The organism is uncultured Butyricimonas sp., from assembly GCF_959596855.1.
GTDB lineage: Bacteria > Bacteroidota > Bacteroidia > Bacteroidales > Marinifilaceae > Butyricimonas > Butyricimonas muris.
Genome location: NZ_CAUFYA010000044.1, coordinates 1 through 17973, shown reverse-complemented (window position 1 = coordinate 17973; position 17973 = coordinate 1). Strand labels below are relative to the sequence as shown.

Here is a 17973-nt window from a genome sequence, read left to right as displayed (position 1 = left end):
GAACAAAATGAAAATAAAGACTTTATTACTTTCAGCTCTTGTTGCCGGAGCCTCCTATAGCGTGAGTGCTCAAACGACAGAACCTGATGTAAAGTATTTGTCGCCTAAATTCAAGGACAATATTTTTATCAACATTGGCGTTGGTATGCAAGGCTACATGAACACGGATAATTTTGATTACGGATTTGGAAAAGTACTTCAGCCGTTAGTCAATTTATCTGTAGGTAAATGGATGGATCCCTATTGGGGACTACGCGGACAAATATCCGGATGGCAATCTAAATTGTACACGGATGTGAATCGCTTGAATAACAATAACAAGTTCGAGAAATTCCAACATAAGTATATTAATTTGAATCTGGATTTCATGTTGAATTTGACTAACCTATGGCGTGCATACAGTCCGGATAACAAATGGGATATGACCTTATTTCTGGGACCCGGTTTGAGTTTCGGTAAGTTCCATAATAAACAAATGGACGTGTTGATTAACGGTTCTATCGGTTTGGGAGGAAAATATAACATCAATAAATATTGGGCTATTGATTTGGAGGCTCGAACTCACTTGATGTCGACGTTTTTCTACACGAATAAGTATTCCGGTCAGGAAGAGATTGCCGGACGTTCTTATCAAGATGGACTGCTTTCTTTGTCAATTGGAGCAACTTACACTTTTGGCGGCAAGAATTTCGCTCGTTACGAGAGTGGTGCTCAGGAGATGCGTCAGCAACTGAATGCCCAGATTAACAATCTCGAGGCTGAATTGCAACAGACTCAATCCCAGTTAGAGGCTGCTAGGATTGCAGAGCAGATTGCCAAGAAAGAGGTTGCTGCCGTGGAGGCAGAGAAAATGCAGGTTGTGGCTGAAACAGCAAGAAAAGATTTCGCTCAATACGTGGGTTTCACGATTAATAAAACGGACGTGAAAACCGAACAAATGGTGATTTTGCAAGCTATTGCCAATTATATGGCTGAAAACCCGGATGTGAAGATGAAAGTTGTCGGTTATGCTGATAAACAAACCGGTAGCAAGTATTTCAACCAAAAGATCAGCGAGCGACGTGCTAAAAATGTTTACAACTTATTGATCAAGAAATTCGGTGTTCCGGAAAATCGTTTGTCTTATGTTGGCTTGGGCGATCAAGACCAACCGTTCAAAGTAAACCAATACAATCGTTTGGTTATGATCTTGGGTGAAAAATAATATAGTGTAAGGAAGCAAGAAAGATAAGAAGCTGTCCATATGTAAACGGGCAGTTTCTTATCTTTTTGGCAGGTATTTTCCTAAGCGAGTTATTGATGAAAGCGTGAAAAATCCCGATAAATGATTGTATATTAGGGAATGATAAAAAAAAAGATTAAAAAAGTCTATTTATTACTTTGTTTTTCCTACATTTGAGGTGCAAAGTCAAATAAAATCGAGATACAATGGAAGGATACGAACAAAATGACGGAATGGATAGGGACGAAATCTATTCCAATGCAGTGAAAGCAGGGAAAAGAACTTATTTTTTTGATGTGAAGGCGACGCGTAATAATGACTACTATTTGACGATCACCGAAAGCAAGAAAAAATTTGATAATGACGGGAACGCAAGCTACGAGAAGCACAAAGTCTTCTTGTATAAAGAAGATTTTGATAAATTCGTCGAAGGCTTGGATGAGGCTATTGGAGTGGTAAAAGCTGCAATCAATGGCGAACTTCCTGAAAAGAATTCTGATCTGTAATCAAGCTGTTATTAGTATATGAGAGGGAGTGTTGAAACACTCCCTCTCGTCTGTAAAGTCTGAACGTCCATAAGGTCGTAAGGTCGTAAGGTCAAATTAAATCACGGACTTTATAGACTTTAGGAGCCGGAGGCTCGACTTTATGCAATCTGAAACTTGTAACTTGCAAATGGTAATATGCAAACTTTCCGTATCTTTGTGGGGATAGAATAAGGAGAGAAATGGAGAATAAGCCTTTAGCAGAACGTATGCGCCCCAAGTCTTTAGAAGACTATATCGGGCAACAACATTTGGTGGGACCGGGAAAAGTGCTTCGGAAAATGATTGATTCCGGGGTAGTGGCGTCCTTTATTCTATGGGGACCACCGGGAGTGGGAAAAACCACCTTGGCAATGATTATCGCCGAGCAATTGAAGCGTCCGTTTTACGTGCTGAGTGCCGTGAGTTCGGGAGTGAAGGATGTCCGGGAAGTGATTCAGAAAGCGGAAAGTCAGCGTTTTTTCAATTCACCGAATCCGATTTTGTTTATTGACGAAATTCATCGTTTCTCGAAAGCGCAGCAGGATTCGCTTCTGGCTGCCGTGGAGAAAGGAACGGTGACGCTTATCGGTGCGACCACGGAGAATCCTTCTTTCGAGGTTATATCTCCTCTGCTTTCCCGTTGTCAAGTGTACGTGTTGAAATCACAGGAGAAGAAAGATCTGGAAGACTTGATCGACCGTGCGGTGGAGAAAGATTATTATCTCGGCAAACGGAATATCACCGTCAAGGAAAAAGATGCCATGATATCGTACAGCGGGGGGGATGCCCGAAAACTGTTGAATATACTGGAACTCGTGGTGAACGGGTTAGGCGAGGGAGATATTGTTATCGATAACGAGGCGGTACACCGGGAGTTGCATGAAAACCCGTTGATGTACGATAAAGACGGGGAACAACATTATGATATCGTGTCGGCGATGATCAAGTCTATCCGCGGGGGAGACCCGAATGCGGCGATTTACTGGATGGCACGTATGTTACTGGGAGGGGAAGACCCGAAATTTATAGCAAGACGTTTGATTATCTCTGCCGCCGAAGATATAGGTCTGGCAAACCCGAATGCCTTGCTGATAGCGAACACTTGCTTTGAGGTAGTGCATAAAATAGGAATGCCGGAAGCCCGCATACCCCTGTCGGAGTGTGTGATCTATCTTGCGACTTCGCCGAAGAGCAATTCGGCTTATCTGGCGATAGACGCTGCGATGGCTACGGTAAAACAGACGGGCAATTCGCCTGTACCCTTGCATTTGCGTAATGCCCCGACGAAGTTGATGAAGGATTTGAACTACGGGCAGGATTACAAGTACCCGCATGATTATCCCGGTAATTTCGTGGAACAACCGTATTTGCCGCAGGAATTGAAGGAAAAGAAGTTCTACCTGCCGCAACAGAATGCACAGGAAATAAAGATACTGGAGCGCTTGAGAGCGTGGTGGAGAAAATATAAATAATTAATTTACGATTTATGAATTACGATTTACGATTCATCAAATCTAAAATCATAAATCATAAAATCATAAATCATAAATCTAAAATAGTAATGGATAAGTTGATTAATCAAGAGATGTTTTTTTTGTTAGCCGGACCTTGCGTGATCGAGGGTGAGGAAATGGCTTTGAATATTGCGGAACACGTGAAGAAAGTTACCGATAGACTGGGAATACCCTATGTATTCAAGGGATCGTTCAAAAAGGCCAATCGCTCCCGGTTGGATTCTTTCACCGGCATTGGTGACGAGAAGGCATTAAGAATATTAGCTAAAGTAAGGCAAGAATTTGATATTCCTGTCGTGACGGATATTCACACGGAGCGGGATGCGGAGATGGCAGCGGGGTACGTGGATGTTTTACAGATTCCGGCATTCTTGTGTCGCCAAACGGATTTGTTGGTTGCTGCTGCCAAGACGGGAAAGATCGTGAATATTAAAAAGGGACAGTTCCTTTCACCCGAGGCGATGAAGTTTGCCGTGGATAAAGTACGGGAAGCGGGAGATGACAAGGTGATGGTTACCGAGCGGGGAACCACGTTCGGCTATCAGGATTTAGTTGTTGACTTTCGCGGTATCCGGGTAATGCAACAGGCTTGTCAATGCCCCGTGGTGTTGGACGTGACACATTCTTTACAACAGCCTAATCAGGCATCCGGGGTAACCGGGGGACAACCGGAATTGATCGAAACGATTGCGAAAGCCGGAATAGCGGTCGGGGCTGACGGGATCTTCATCGAGACTCATGCCGACCCTCGTTGTGCCAAATCAGACGGTGCAAATATGTTGCGACTGGATTTGATTGACGGACTGCTGGAGAAACTTGTGCGAATTAGAAAAGTGATATCATAAAGAAAAAGGAAGTTGGTTACAACTTCCTTTTTCTTTATTCTTCCACGTATATTTCCAGCACCCGGCTTACTTCATCCGGGTATAGTGTGACATTTTTGAAACAGGCGGGTACAAGTACGGTTTCGCCTTTATTTACCATGACCGGATCGCATTCTCCCGTGGAGATCGTGAACTTTCCTTGAATACACATGTAAATCACGAACGAATCGAGGTGCACGTATTCTTTCTCTATATCCCTATCGAAGACAAGTAGATTTGTCGTGAAGTAAGGACATTTCACCAGTTGCACGGATTTATTGTCGTGTGGCGTGTAATCTACCTTGTGTTTCGGGTGATAGTGGTAGTCAATCACGTCGGTTGCCAGATCTGTATGCAATTCCCTTGTATGTCCCTCAGCATCTTTCCGGTTGTAGTCATATATCCGGTAAGTGATATCGGAAGTTTGCTGGATCTCGGCGATATAACATCCTTTCCCGATGGCGTGGACAAGTCCGGCAGGGATAAAGAAGCTGTCTCCCTTTTTCACTTTTTCCGTATTCAATATATCCATGAGCCTGTTCGAGTGCAGGGCTTGCAGGTATTCGGCCTTGTCGGTTTCCTTGTTGAATCCCATGATCAACGAGGCGTCTTTCTCTGCATCCGCGACATACCACATTTCAGTCTTCCCGTAAGCGTTGTGGCGTTCCTTGGCGGTTTCATCGTCGGGATGTACTTGAATCGAGAGATCGTCATTCGCATCAATGTATTTGATCAATAACGGGAATTCTACGCCGAACTTCTCGTACACCCGGTCGCCGACCAGATCACCCATGTAGACCTCAATCAATTCCTGCAAATCATTGTCGGCCAGAATCCCGTTGGAAACAACGGATATGTTATCTTCCACGGCGGAAATCTCCCAACTTTCACCAATAGATTCCTCGTGTTGTTCACTCTTGTAACTTAATCTTTCCCCTCCCCATATCTTTTTTTTGAGAATCGGATGGAATTTTAACGGGTATAGCATGATTTATTTCTTTATTAGGCATAATTATTGTACAGAAAACAAAGATAGGAATTTTGTAGTTGGGGTTTATGATTTATGAATTAATTTTGTGGCAAGAATTGCGAGAATAAAATAAAAACGGATAAGAATGAAGAAATTAGGTATGTTAAGCGTCATCGTGGCAGGTATATTCCTTGGGGGGTGTAGTGATGACGATAAAGAGTTCCAATTGGATACAAACCGGATGACGGGAGTGGATTGGTATTATAACGGGGGTGCGAGCAATAATAGGCTTTCATTCACGGATGAAAGTGTATTGGATATAAATCGTTTTGATAAAAATGGTGAAATAAGGGGAATTGATATGCGGGTGCAAGTTGATACGGTGGCCGGAGTTTGGAAAGATGAGGGACTGAACACGCTTGCCGTGGAATGGAAAGATGGAATCATGGATAAATGGACCGTGACTAAATGCAATTCCAGTAATTTTGTCGTGAAAAATACGTGGGGAGAAAGAAAATATGTAGTCAAACCATCTTATCTTCAAGATTTAACGGGAGATGCTTTTTGGGAGAATTATTTTGACGGGGATGAATTTAAAACACGTTTAGGTTTTCGGGTGACGGGGAATAAAAGCTTGCGTGCGGGGTACGTGTATGCTTTGTTGTCTGATACCAAGGCCGGGCAGGTAGAATTGAAGGATAAAAATCAGAATAATATCTGGCAAGGTAATATTGAAACGCCCGTGGAGGAACGGAGAGTGCGTTTCTCTTGTCGTGTCGGTAGTGATAATTACGTGAAGTTTGACGAGCGAATCTCGGGTATGAATTTTGAGCCGTTAAGGCGTACGGATATTGATTTCAGTTGCAATATCGTGAGTGTATCCAATAAAAGTTGGAAATGTGCATGGAAAAAGATTAATGGTGAAAATGTTTGTTACAAAATAGAAGTGTACAACGAAGAGAAAGAAGGGGATGTTTATTTCGAGAGCTATTTGTTTACTTATGATGGTGAATATTCTTTTGACGGTAGTTCAACAAGTAAAGTTCCGAATAGACTGAAAGATATAGATACGCGTAAACACTATCAAGTGCGTTTGACGGCTTTCATGTTGGAACCCGGAGTCACGTATAATAGTATGACGGCTGAAAATAGGGTGCAGGCAACCGTGTCCGTTACTTGTGCTTTGAGCGTGCGATAAGGTCGCTTTTAAGATTAGAAAAGGCTTTGGCGTTGCGATAGGATCGTGACGCCAATTTTTTTGTGCTTGACGTGTCGATTGTTATTCCGGTGTTATGTAAGTGTTGTTCGTTTTTAGTTGATTCTCTTATGGAAACAGGAGAAAATCCCGTATGGCTTGTGCCAGTTTCTCCGGTTGTTCGCTATGAATCCAATGCCCGCATTGCGGGATTTCTTTCAGCCGGGCAGCCGGGAATTGTTGCTGCAAACAACTGAGGTCCGCTATCAGATTGGATTGCTCTCCCTTGATAAATAGAATCTCTTTATCGTAAGTATCGTGGAGTAATTTCCTTGGGCAACCACTGATTTCGTCAAAGTGACGGCTGATTACTCGATGATTGAGTTTCCACTCGAATCCGGAAGGGGTTTTCTTGATATTTTTCAAGAATAGTTGTTGAGCGCGTTCCGTTTTGAAATGTTCTTGTATCGCTTGGCGTACTTCTTCCCGGCTTTTGAAACGTGAGAAATCAAAATTAGCCATAAAATCTATAATCCGGTTATGGCTTCCTCCGTCCCGTTGCGAGTAGGACACGGGAGCGATATCCACTATAATTGCCTTGTTCACGATGTCCGGTCTTTTGAGTAATAACGCCATCACGATTTTCCCTCCCATGGAATGTCCTGCGATATGCGGGGGTACGGGAAAATGTAAATCCTCGATCAACTCGATAATATCATCACTCATCACCTCGTAATTCATTTCATTCGCGTGGGGGGATTGCCCGTGATTGCGAATGTCCGGCAAAATCACTTGAAACGTATCTTCCAGTGAATGAGCTATGGGAAGCCAGTTCTCGGAAGCCCCCCAAAGGCCGTGGAGTATCAGTAAAGGAGTTCCCTCTCCCTGCTTTCTAAAATATAACTTCATATTAATTCGGTGTGGTTTACATTACAAATTATACAAAAAGACCGCTCGAAAGCGGTCTTTTTTTTATAAAAATAAATAGAAATTAGTCTTTCAGTTTGGCTTTCAAGAACTCTCTGTTCAAGCGGGCGATGTGCTCGATAGAGATGCTCTTCGGGCATTCGGCCTCACAAGCTCCGGTGTTGGTACAGTTACCGAATCCCAGTTCGTCCATTTTGGCAACCATCGCTTTTGCACGGCGTGCAGCCTCGATCTTTCCTTGCGGAAGAAGGGCTAATTGGGATACTTTTGCTGCCACAAACAACATGGCTGAAGAGTTTTTACAAGTAGCGACACAAGCCCCGCAACCGATACAAGCGGCTGCATCCATTGCTTCGTCCGCTGCCGGTTTGGCAATCGGGATAGCGTTACCGTCAGGTACTCCACCCGTGTTCACGGACACGTATCCGCCGGCTTGCAGGATTTGCTCGTAAGCGGTACGATCCACGATCAAGTCTTTGATTACCGGGAAGGCTCCCACGCGCCACGGTTCGATAGTGATCGTTGCGCCATCTTGGAAACGACGCATATGCAATTGGCAAGTAGTCACGTCGTCGTCCGGTCCGTGTGCACGTCCGTCGATAAACAAACTACATGTACCGCAAATACCTTCGCGGCAATCGTGGTCGAATGCCACCGGTTCTTTGTTTTCGCTCACCAATTGTTCATTCAGAATGTCGAGCATTTCAAGAAATGAACTGCCGGTTGAAATATTATGAATCTTGTAGGTTTCAAAACCGCCTTTTGACTTTGCGTCTTTTTGACGCCAGATCTTTAGGGTTAGTTCTTTTAATATTTTATCTGCCATAACGATTTTCATTTAAGATTATTTATAAGAACGTTGAGCCACCTGAATGTTTTCGAACACGAGCGGTTCTTTATACATTTCGGGTTCTTTGTTTTCTCCCTTGTATTCCCAAACGGAAACATACTGGAAGTGCTCGTCGTCACGTTTTGCTTCTCCCTCTTCGGTAACGGACTCCAAACGGAAGTGTCCTCCGCAGGACTCGTTACGATCGAGAGCGTCCAATGCCATCAAGTGTGCGATGTCGATAAAGTCTGCCACGCGTCCCGCTTTCTCAAGTTCGTTATTCATGGCGGTAAACTCTCCGGTCACGCGCAAATCCTTGTAAAATTCTTCTTTCAGTTCGGCGATTAACTTGATAGCTTTCTTCAAGCCTTCTGCCTCACGCGCCATTCCGATATAATCCCACATGATATGTCCCAACTCTTTGTGGAAGTGATCGGGGGATTTCGTACCCTTGATATCATACAATCTGCGCAAGTGGTCGGTGACGTTCTTTTCAGCAGCGTCGAATTCCGGCGTGTTGGTTTTGATTTTCGGGGTTTGGATATCGTGAGCCAGATAGTCACCAATCGTGTACGGTAAAATGAAATATCCGTCAGCCAATCCCTGCATCAACGCGGAAGCTCCCAAACGGTTAGCCCCGTGGTCAGAGAAGTTACACTCCCCGATAGCGTACAATCCCGGGATTGTGGTCATCAAGTTGTAGTCTACCCAAAGACCTCCCATAGAGTAGTGGATAGCCGGGTAAATCATCATCGGGTTGTGGTACGGGTCAACGGCGGTGATTTTCTCGTACATCTGGAACAAGTTTCCGTAACGTTCTTCGATTGTGTGTCTTCCCAAACGGTCGATAGCGTATTTGAAATCAAGGAATACAGCCTTTCCGGTGTTGTTTACCCCGAATCCGGCGTCGCATCTTTCTTTAGCGGCACGAGAGGCAACGTCACGCGGAACAAGGTTCCCGAATGCCGGGTAACGACGTTCCAAATAGAAGTCGCGGTCCTCGTCCGGGATATCGTTCGGGTTCAGGGTTCCCTCTTGCAATCTTTTGGCATCCTCGATCTTTTTCGGTACCCAAACGCGTCCGTCATTACGTAATGACTCGGACATCAAGGTCAGCTTACTTTGCTGATCCCCGTGTACCGGGATACAAGTCGGGTGAATCTGCACGAAACAGGGGTTTCCGAACATGGCTCCGCGTTTGTATGCTTGCCATGCGGCACTACCGTTACATCCCATGGCGTTGGTCGACAGGAAGAACACGTTTCCGTATCCACCGGTAGCCAATACAACGGCGTGTGCGCCGAAACGTTCGATTTTTCCGGTCACAAGGTCACGGGCGATAACACCTCTTGCCTTGCCGTCCACGACAACGATGTCAAGTACCTCGTGACGGGTATATGATTTGATTTTTCCTTTTTCGATCTGACGATTCATGGCACCGTAGCAACCCAACAATAATTGTTGTCCGGTCTGACCGCGGGCATAGAACGTACGACTTACTAACGCACCACCGAAAGAACGGTTGTCCAAAAGACCGCCGTAATCACGAGCGAAAGGTACACCTTGTGCGACGCATTGGTCAATGATGGCGTTACTTACCTCTGCCAGACGGTAAACGTTGGCTTCACGTGCGCGGTAGTCACCACCCTTGATAGTTTCATAAAATAGTCTATAAACAGAGTCGTTGTCATTCGTGTAGTTCTTTGCAGCGTTGATACCTCCCTGTGCGGCAATAGAGTGAGCGCGACGGGGTGAATCCTGATAGCAGAATGTGGTCACGTTATAACCTAATTCAGCAAGGCTGGCTGCAGCCGATCCACCGGCAAGTCCGGTACCCACGATGATAACATCTAATTTTCTTTTATTAGCAGGGCTAACAACTCCGATATGTGCTTTATGATTCGACCACTTCTCGGCTAACGGTCCTGCTGGTATTTTAGCATTTAATTCTGTCATAACCTTAATAATTTTAGATTTTAAATTTTAAATTTTAAATTTAGATCGTTGATTCCTGCAATTTAAAATCTACAATCTATAAATTTAAAATTGTGTTAGTTCGCTAGTCCAAGCATGAAATAAAGCGGAATGATGCTGAATCCTGCTGCAATGATGAAAGCGAAAATTTTAGCAACACACTCTAATCTCTTTCTCCATATCTGGTTGCTGAAACCGATGGATTGGAATGCTGACCAGAAACCGTGAGTCAAGTGAAGTCCAAGGAAAATACCGCCTAAAATGTAAAGCAGGCAATAGATTACGCTTGACTGGAATAATCCGGCGACTAACGCGTAAGTGTTTTCCATTTTCACCCCGTCCACGATAGTTTCGGCTAGTGGCGTTCCTAATGAAGGGAATTTGATATTCCACCAGAAGTTCCACAAGTGGATTACAAGGAAAATCAGTACTAATGCGCCTAGAATATACATGTTTCTGGACGACCAAGTACAGTTACCTGCTTGGCTGCGGCGATCGTACTTGATAGGGCGTGCACCTCTGTTTTGAAGAGTCAGGATAGAAGCCAGCACGATATGGAAGATAAATCCGATAGCAAGAATCGGTTCCACGATCTTGATAATAGGATTCGTTGCCATGAAATGGGCTCCAATGTTAAATAACTCTCCACTATTATCTACTATCAACAGTAGATTTAGTGCCAAGTGAACGCACAAAAACGCAATAAGAAAAAGACCTGAAATACTCAGGAGCATCTTTTTCCCAATCGACGATGTTAAGAAATTGCTCATAATGTAGATCTATTTATTTGATAACTATTTGTATTCTGTATTCGTGCACAAAAGTATCTTTTTTTCTGTCATTTTGAACCGCTAAAGCTATTTTAAAATCATTCTAAATATAAAGAATTTTTTCTCTAATGAATGGGTTCATAAAGTTTATAAGGTTTATAAAGTTTATAAAGTAATGGACCCCTGCGGGGCGCTTTGTCCACGGCAGCATAGCTGCCGTTAAACTCTGTCCGAAGGACACCCGTAACCTTATGAACCTTATAAACTTTATGAACTTTACAAACTCTATCTTCCAATCGATTCGTAAATGATTTCTTGAATCTTTGTGCGGATATTCTCCTTCATAAGTTTGGTGTTGAACTCGTTAGGATAAGTTCTGTTGGAAAGGAATATGTAAATCAATTGGTTTTCAGGATCATTCCATGCGATAGCACCTGTAAAACCCGTGTGTCCGTAACTCGTGCAGGGGACTCCGTCACAAGTAGGGCTTGTTCTATCGGGAAGAGTTTCCGGTTTGTCGAACCCCAAACCTCTCCGGTTTTGTTCGGGGGATAGTTGAATAGAAGTGAAAAGGTCGATGGTGGTCGAGTCTATCATCCGCTCGCCACCGTATTGACCGTGATTTAGATACACGCTCATGATTTTTGCCAGATCTTCTGCCGTGGAAAACAATCCCGCGTTGCCTGATACGCCTCCCATTAACGCTGCAAGGGGATCGTGCACGTAGCCTTTTAATTCCGATTTCCGGAATACGTTGTCATTACTGGATGGAATTACCCGATCCATGTCGAGATTCAGATGGGCGTTGAAACCGGAGTTATAGGCTCCCAGTTTTTTCAGAAAATGATCCCGAAGATACATATCGAAAGGCGTGACTGTTTGTTCCTCCACGATATCTTTAAGTAGGACAAACCCCAGATCGCTGTACGTGTATTTCTTTTGCGGTAATAAGTCCGTGTTCAAGATCAACGAATGGATAGAGTCTTGGAAATGGCGGTGCATATAGAAATGGGGGGAAACCATAAGATAATCCTCCCCGCCTTTAAAGCTGAATGTGCTGTCCCGGTATCTGAAGTTGGGATTAATGTACAAGCGATCTCTGAGTTTCTTCGTGTTTGTCTTCGTGTATCTGGTCGTGAATAATCTTCCTTGCATCTTTTCCCAGTTAATCGCGTGATGGAAGAATGAAAAGGAAGCTTTTAAGCCCGCGTTGTGCAATAATAATTCCCGGACAGTCAAGTCTTTTTTGTTGGACTGTGATATCGCGTAAGAATAACGGGCGATAGGTGTATCCAGAGCTATTGTCTGTTGATCGTAAAGCATCATCACGGCCGGGAGAGTGGCAGCGATCTTCGTGATGGATGCGATGTCGTATATATTATCCGTCGTGTTTGCCTTTTTCTTGTCATAGGTATTGAAACCGAAAGCCTTGTTATATACCACGTACCCGTCTTTAGCCACGAGCACTTGACAACCGGGTGTCGCTTTCTCCCGGATAGCAACTTGACAAATGCTGTCAATGCGGAGTAACGTTTCCGATTGCATCCCGCTAGTCTCCGGTTTATGGTATCCCAAGCGTACTTTTGGAGTTGACAGTCCGGTCCCGACGGGGAAATAGTAGTTGATGCTCACGGGTAATTTCCCGTTCACGTTGATACCCCCGAAAATCGCTTGCGCGACAAATTCTTGCGCCGGGGTGTCATGGGAATAACTCACTAGGATGGCGTCCAAGGGCAGATAACTGTATATATCCAAACCGTAGGGAGTTGCCGGGTGACAGAAAATGACCCGTTTCCCTTTCAATTGTTTCAGTATATTCGATAACGCTTGCGATGCCCCGAACTGTCGGGATGTGGTGTTCCGTGCGGCGCTATTGTACACGATCACGCAATTGTAATCGGATAAATCTTTCAATAATTTTTCTATGGCCTCTTTACTCGCTCCTGCACGAATGGAAAAATGAGAGCAAGGTGCGTATTTTTCCAGCATGTCTTCAAACGCTTTGGCTTTCCTGTCGCCAAAATTGAGGGATGCGATGCGCAACGTATCGAGATGCGTTAGAGGAAGTAATAAGTCTTTGTTCTGTATCAGCGTGATAGCCTCCGCGTAGGTTTCCTGTAATAAAGCTTGATCGGCAGGGGTATTTAACCGGGCGGACAGCATGGTCGTGTCAATCATGCCGGCGTTGGGCAACACGTATTTCTCTTTCGCGGCAAGGACTCGGCGACATTTTTCGTCAATATCTTCTTCCGTGAGAATACCCTTGCGTATGGCTGCTTTTACCTTCTTTACCGTGGCTTCCACGTTTTCGGGGAAAAGCAGGATGTCGTTACCTGCCGACAGGGCTTTGACATCAGCTTCACCGGGAGAATTTCCTTTGGTTACCCCTTTCATGTTCATGGCATCGGTAAAGCATAGTCCATCGAAATGCATTTTTTCCCGCAGTAATTGGGTTACGATGTGACGGGAAAGGGAAGCGGGGATATTCGCCGAATCGTAAGAGGGAACATTCAAGTGCGCCACCATTACACCGGGGATGCCTGCGGCTATCAATTGCCGGAAAGGGTATAATTCCACCGTGTCGATACGGGCGACCGAATGTCTGATAAGAGGTAAGGCAAAATGCGAATCCGTGTCGGTATCCCCGTGTCCGGGAAAATGCTTCGCTACCGGCATGATTTGCTGGGATTCCAGACCTCTGGTATATTGCAGGGAGCGGTTGCCTACCTCGTCTTTTTTCTCCCCGAACGAGCGGATACCGATAACCGGATTTTTAGGGTTGACGTTAATATCCGCGACGGGAGCGAAGTTTACATGAATGCCCATCGTGCGGCATTGTCTGCCGATGGCTTGCCCGATGCGGTATATCAGATTCGTGTCGCGAATAGCACCTAACAGGGTTTGATTTGGGAATTCCATAGCCGGCTTTATACGCCATCCCACGCCACTCTCCGCGTCCATCCCGATCATCAGGGGAATGTGTGCCCGTTGCTGGTAGTCGTTGGTCATCGCGGCTTGTTTACTTGGAGTGCCTTGAAAGAAGATAATACCACCGATATGATATTTCTCGATTGTTGCACCCAATTGCTTCTCGTACAAACTGTCCTTGTTGCTGTACGCGGCAATCATGATCAATTGTCCGATTTTCTCCTCCAAGCTCATGGCATTTAAGGTTGAATCGACCCATTGTGATTGTGAGCGTCCTGCCAAGGGACAAACGAGTAAACAAATTAAACCGAAAAACAGGAAAAAACGCATTAGATTTTAGATTTACGATTTTAGATTGAAGATTCAGTGATTAACAAAAATAACTTGTAACCTGAAACTTGCCGTAGGCAAATGTAACTTGTAACTCGGTTAGTATAGAAAAGTGCGGTAAACAATCTTGTTTGCCGCACTTTTCTATACTAACCGAATAGATTATTTCAACAGTTCAGCAACTTTTTGCTTCAATGCTTCGCCTCTCAAATTTTTGGCGATAATCTTGTTGTTCTCGTCTAACAATAATGTCGCGGGAATACCGGTAATGCTATATAATTTAGCCGGTTCGGATTGCCAACCTTTCAAGTCTGAACCATGTTTCCAGATCAAACCGTCGTCAGCGATTGCTTTTACCCAAGCTTCTTTGTTGTTATCTAAAGAAACACCGAAGATTTCCAAGCCTTTCGGTTGATATTCTTTGTAAAGAGCAACAACATTCGGGTTCTCTCCGCGGCAGGGACCACACCATGATGCCCAGAAATCAACTAATTTCACTTTACCTTTGATGTCATACAGTGAAATAGATTCTCCTTCCGGGGTTGTAACCGTGAAGTTCGGGGCAACTTGTCCGACAGCCGTTTTTTCCAGTTTAGCGATTTGGTCAGCGATCGCTTTTCCTTGAGTGCTTGCTTTTGCATTTTCGCCAAGGAGAGCGAATCTTTCTTTCAATTGCTCGTATTCCATTTGTCCCATGGCAGATGCAATCACGAAAGCGGCTACATAAGTGTCAGAGTTAGCTTTGAGCAATTCAAGTTCTTTTGCTTGAGCGGCTTCAACGATTTTACCAAATTCCTCTTGGATAGCTTGCATTTTAGCTTGATCTTGAGATTGAGCGGCTGCTTGATATTCGCCGTTTAATCTCATTTGCTCTTGCATGATGCCTTGGTTGATCTCTGAGAATTGGTTGAACAATTTTTGAGCCTCACCACCTTCTATTTTCAAGCCGGATTGATCCGCGTTTACCGTGATGTTTGTGTTTTCAAGCATAACCGGAATACCGCCTTGTTGACCGGGGAAAACGATATAAGCCGCGGTGATTCCGTCCACTTTACCAGTGAATTCGAAAGCGCCGTTAGCGATATCTGCTTTAGCCAAAGTATCCACTTTGTTATCCGCGAAAGTTACAAGTGCAGCTTTAGGAACTTGTATCCCTTGAACGTTTCCGGTTACTTTGAAACCGCTTTGTGCGTTGCATGCTGCAAGAGTCATACTAGCAGCAACGATTGATAATAAAATCTTTTTCATGTGTTTTAGTTTTCTTAAATAGATATTTAATATGCCATTAATTAATCTTGGCTTTCATAAACCACAACTCTTTAAAGGCAATGTTTATTCTTAGTTTTACGTATTTTTCCATGATCTGGTTATTACGGTGCGTACCTCTCACTCCGAAGTCCACGGCAACTCCTAGCATCAGTTCTTGGTAAGGTAAACGGATAGGAATTTGCGAGCCGACAGTTACTCCATAGGTGTTGATATTGGTTGAATTGAAATTCAGATGGGATTTAGTGAAATAACCACCTGCCATATATTTATTTCTTTGCCACCAGTAACGTCCTAATGCATTGGGTTGAAAAGAAGTCCCTACGGCTATTTTGTGGTAATTATTGAATTCTTTTTCAGCATCAAATTCCTCGTAAGCAGACATTTTTTGGAAAGTATAATCACCGGAGAAGAACCACTTTTTGTCGTATTGATAAGCTGCTCCGGCAATAATTCTGAACGGGTAAAATACCTTCCCGTTATTCCAAGCTTCATCGTTTAGAGTATAATATTGTCCACTGGTATTACTAATTTTGTTAGCAAGATATGTTTTACGCCCGTGTAACGGAGTCCCGAAATTGAAACTTGTACCTAGTGTAATTTCCGATTTATTTTTGATTTTTATAGGTAATTGTGCTCCTAAAGTGAATAAAGCTCCTTGTAGATGAGTTAGCGTTTGTGTTTTCAAGTAATAACCACTTGTCATAGGTTGCATTATCAAGGTTAGGCGGTCTTCTATTTTGCCAAAAATGTAAGAAACATTTAAGCCTAAAGAAAGTTTCCCTAATTGATAACCACCTCCAATATAAAATTCATTTAATCCACCTTGGCCTTCTAGTTGCTGTAAAGAATATACTGGGTAGTAAGGATCGGCTCCGCTGACTGGGTAGGTGTAATACAAATCGAATCCTCGGTCTGAGCGTTGGGTTAATCCCAATGACATGAATAGTTTGTTATAAATGCGGAAAGCCATGTTTACGGAAGCGTTTTGAGCCACCTTGTAAGTTGCGTGTTGTTTATAAGTTGAGATATCCACGTGTTCACCTGTTATTCCCAATTGGAAATAGAAACGGTTGGAATCTAATGCTGTATATGAAGCGGGATTTAAAAAATTGATATTGTAATTATCACGCATAGCGGCAGAAATACCTCCCATTGCCGTGTATGCACCGTAATTATCAGGTAATAAGCCGAGTGCGTATTTAGAATAAGGTGTTCCGGAATTATTCTGTCCCAACAAACTTGTGGATAAAAAAAGTAGTAAAGCGAAACTTATAAATATATTTTTCATAATCCGTTAATAACAAAAGAGAGTACTTAAATTACTTGTAATTGGCGTAGTAAATTCGTAAAATCGGAGTTTTATCAATCACAATGCGGTCAAAAGTTGTTGCAACTGCTCCAACCATAGTGAGTGTTTCATCATATCCGATTTGTCGGGGTACGCCTGCTAATCCAATCAACAGATTTAGTTGGGGATCTATATCGGAAGCAGAGGTGACTACTGAATTGTAATAATCGGTAATATCAATCACGTATGATTTAGAATCTTGATAGTCAGGATTTGCCTGTAATGTCGCAGTCACTGAATTACCTGCTATGTCTGTTAATGCAGATCTCAAACGTCCGTTGCGGTCTAAACTGAAGACCTGAAGCGTGGTGTTTTTCAATTCCGGAATATCTTCAGCGTTTCCGACAATTGGTTTCAAAACAATTTCAGCTTTTAATATTGTTTTATACGCATCATTATTGGCGATGTAGGGTAGCTTTATCTTGAGTGCATAACCGTTCATCCCTTGGACTACTGCTTGTCCATTTACGGAGAATGGAATGGAGTCCTTCCAATTTACTCCCTCTAACCATGGAGTGGGAGTATGTTTGATATTCGTGAATGAGAAATAAGAGCCTAAAGATGAATTTATTGTAGCAAGTGCTGGTAAAGAAAAACTTCCTGTACTTTGGTCGCTACCCGCATGATAGTGGCAGATCAATGCTGCTTGAGATATATCAATCGGAACTAATACTGTGTTGGTCGAGGATGGAACGATTGTCAATCCTTTAATGAAATCGCGGATAAAATCCATCGGTCTTTCAAAAATAGGATCTTGTGCTTGCATCCGATCGAAAATTTCACGTCCTAGTTCATCGCTTAGTTTGAAATATGCATTCCGGTTTCCAAGTCCCGGGTTGTTGAAATAATCATTGTCAAACCGTATGTTTAATTTTTCTGCCAACGGTTTGTCTGTATCATAGAGCATACTGTCTGTATTAAATATGGCAGGTTCATCATAATTAATTTTAGGGTATTCATTGAGTCTATACAGCGTGTATGTTTGCATATTAACAGTATCTCCGGCAATTAATTTCATTGACGTGTAGTCAAACGGGAAATTCATGGTCAAGGAGTCGTAAATATATCCTTTGTCTACGTCAATTTTCGTTATTCCGCTACTGGCTATTTGGAAATAAGGGGTAGCGGTAACCTCTCCGGTGTACATATCTTTTATATGTCCCAAGGAGAGTCGGCTTGAATTCATTACAGAGGATAAAGTGTAGAGATCCGTGGGAAAAGAATCTAAACGAACTGTAGATGTTTCCGTTATATCAAAAGACTGGATCTCGATAAAACCCTCGGCGGGAATCATCGTGTCCCCAATG

General features: G+C 43.5%; 14 protein-coding genes. 5 read left to right on the top strand and 9 right to left on the bottom strand.

Translation table 11 applies throughout. The annotated features are described in order from the left end of the window. The first annotated feature begins 7 nt into the window (after positions 1-7). The 4 genes from Q5866_RS16395 (at position 8) to kdsA (ending at position 4108) form a co-directional block, all read left to right on the top strand. Positions 8-1204: an OmpA family protein gene (locus tag Q5866_RS16395; protein WP_303181359.1), complete on the top strand. Its 1197-nt coding sequence runs from the start codon at positions 8-10 to the stop codon at positions 1202-1204. 224 nt (positions 1205-1428) lie between these two features. Beyond that, on the top strand, positions 1429-1728 hold the full coding sequence (locus Q5866_RS16390; protein ID WP_186977194.1) for a DUF3276 family protein: 300 nt from the start codon (positions 1429-1431) through the stop codon (positions 1726-1728). 221 nt (positions 1729-1949) lie between these two features. Further along, positions 1950-3221 carry a replication-associated recombination protein A gene (locus tag Q5866_RS16385; protein WP_186977193.1) on the top strand — a complete coding sequence of 424 codons (1272 nt, stop codon included), beginning with the start codon at positions 1950-1952 and terminating at the stop codon, positions 3219-3221. Positions 3222-3310: 89 nt separating this feature from the next. Then, positions 3311-4108 (top strand): 3-deoxy-8-phosphooctulonate synthase, encoded by a 798-nt coding sequence (gene kdsA / locus Q5866_RS16380; protein WP_186977191.1) that lies wholly within the window; start codon positions 3311-3313, stop codon positions 4106-4108. Positions 4109-4142: 34 nt separating this feature from the next. Here the strand turns inward: kdsA and Q5866_RS16375 are convergent, their stop codons facing one another. Continuing rightward, a complete protein-coding gene (locus Q5866_RS16375; RefSeq protein WP_303181356.1) occupies positions 4143-5114 on the bottom strand; it encodes a type I phosphomannose isomerase catalytic subunit in 972 nt (323 codons plus the stop codon). A 127-nt stretch (positions 5115-5241) separates the two neighbouring features. Between Q5866_RS16375 and Q5866_RS16370 the strand changes: the two genes are divergently transcribed. Further along, entirely contained in the window at positions 5242-6294 is a 1053-nt protein-coding gene (locus Q5866_RS16370) for a hypothetical protein (RefSeq protein WP_186977187.1), read from the top strand. A 126-nt stretch (positions 6295-6420) separates the two neighbouring features. Here the strand turns inward: Q5866_RS16370 and Q5866_RS16365 are convergent, their stop codons facing one another. The 8 genes from Q5866_RS16365 to Q5866_RS16330 all read right to left on the bottom strand — a co-directional run. Then, positions 6421-7200 carry an alpha/beta fold hydrolase gene (locus tag Q5866_RS16365; RefSeq protein WP_303181355.1) on the bottom strand — a complete coding sequence of 260 codons (780 nt, stop codon included), beginning with the start codon at positions 7198-7200 and terminating at the stop codon, positions 6421-6423. Between the two features lie 82 nt (positions 7201-7282). Beyond that, positions 7283-8044: a succinate dehydrogenase/fumarate reductase iron-sulfur subunit gene (locus Q5866_RS16360; protein ID WP_099290051.1), complete on the bottom strand. Its 762-nt coding sequence runs from the start codon at positions 8042-8044 to the stop codon at positions 7283-7285. 18 nt (positions 8045-8062) lie between these two features. After that, the gene (locus Q5866_RS16355) at positions 8063-10003 is read right to left on the bottom strand and encodes a fumarate reductase/succinate dehydrogenase flavoprotein subunit (protein ID WP_186977183.1); all 1941 of its coding nucleotides are present in this window, start codon (positions 10001-10003) and stop codon (positions 8063-8065) included. A 95-nt stretch (positions 10004-10098) separates the two neighbouring features. After that, complete coding sequence (locus Q5866_RS16350; RefSeq protein WP_099290019.1) at positions 10099-10791, bottom strand: succinate dehydrogenase cytochrome b subunit; 693 nt, start codon at positions 10789-10791, stop codon at positions 10099-10101. A gap of 285 nt (positions 10792-11076) precedes the next feature. Next, positions 11077-13953 carry a glycoside hydrolase family 3 N-terminal domain-containing protein gene (locus Q5866_RS16345; protein ID WP_303181374.1) on the bottom strand — a complete coding sequence of 959 codons (2877 nt, stop codon included), beginning with the start codon at positions 13951-13953 and terminating at the stop codon, positions 11077-11079. Between the two features lie 258 nt (positions 13954-14211). Next, positions 14212-15297, bottom strand: coding sequence for a TlpA disulfide reductase family protein (locus tag Q5866_RS16340; protein ID WP_186977179.1), 1086 nt, complete (start codon positions 15295-15297; stop codon positions 14212-14214). Positions 15298-15334: 37 nt separating this feature from the next. Continuing rightward, entirely contained in the window at positions 15335-16606 is a 1272-nt protein-coding gene (locus Q5866_RS16335) for a hypothetical protein (RefSeq protein ID WP_303181353.1), read from the bottom strand. A gap of 31 nt (positions 16607-16637) precedes the next feature. Continuing rightward, a partial coding sequence (locus tag Q5866_RS16330; RefSeq protein ID WP_303181351.1) for a DUF4270 family protein occupies positions 16638-17973 on the bottom strand: 1336 nt, incomplete at its 5' end.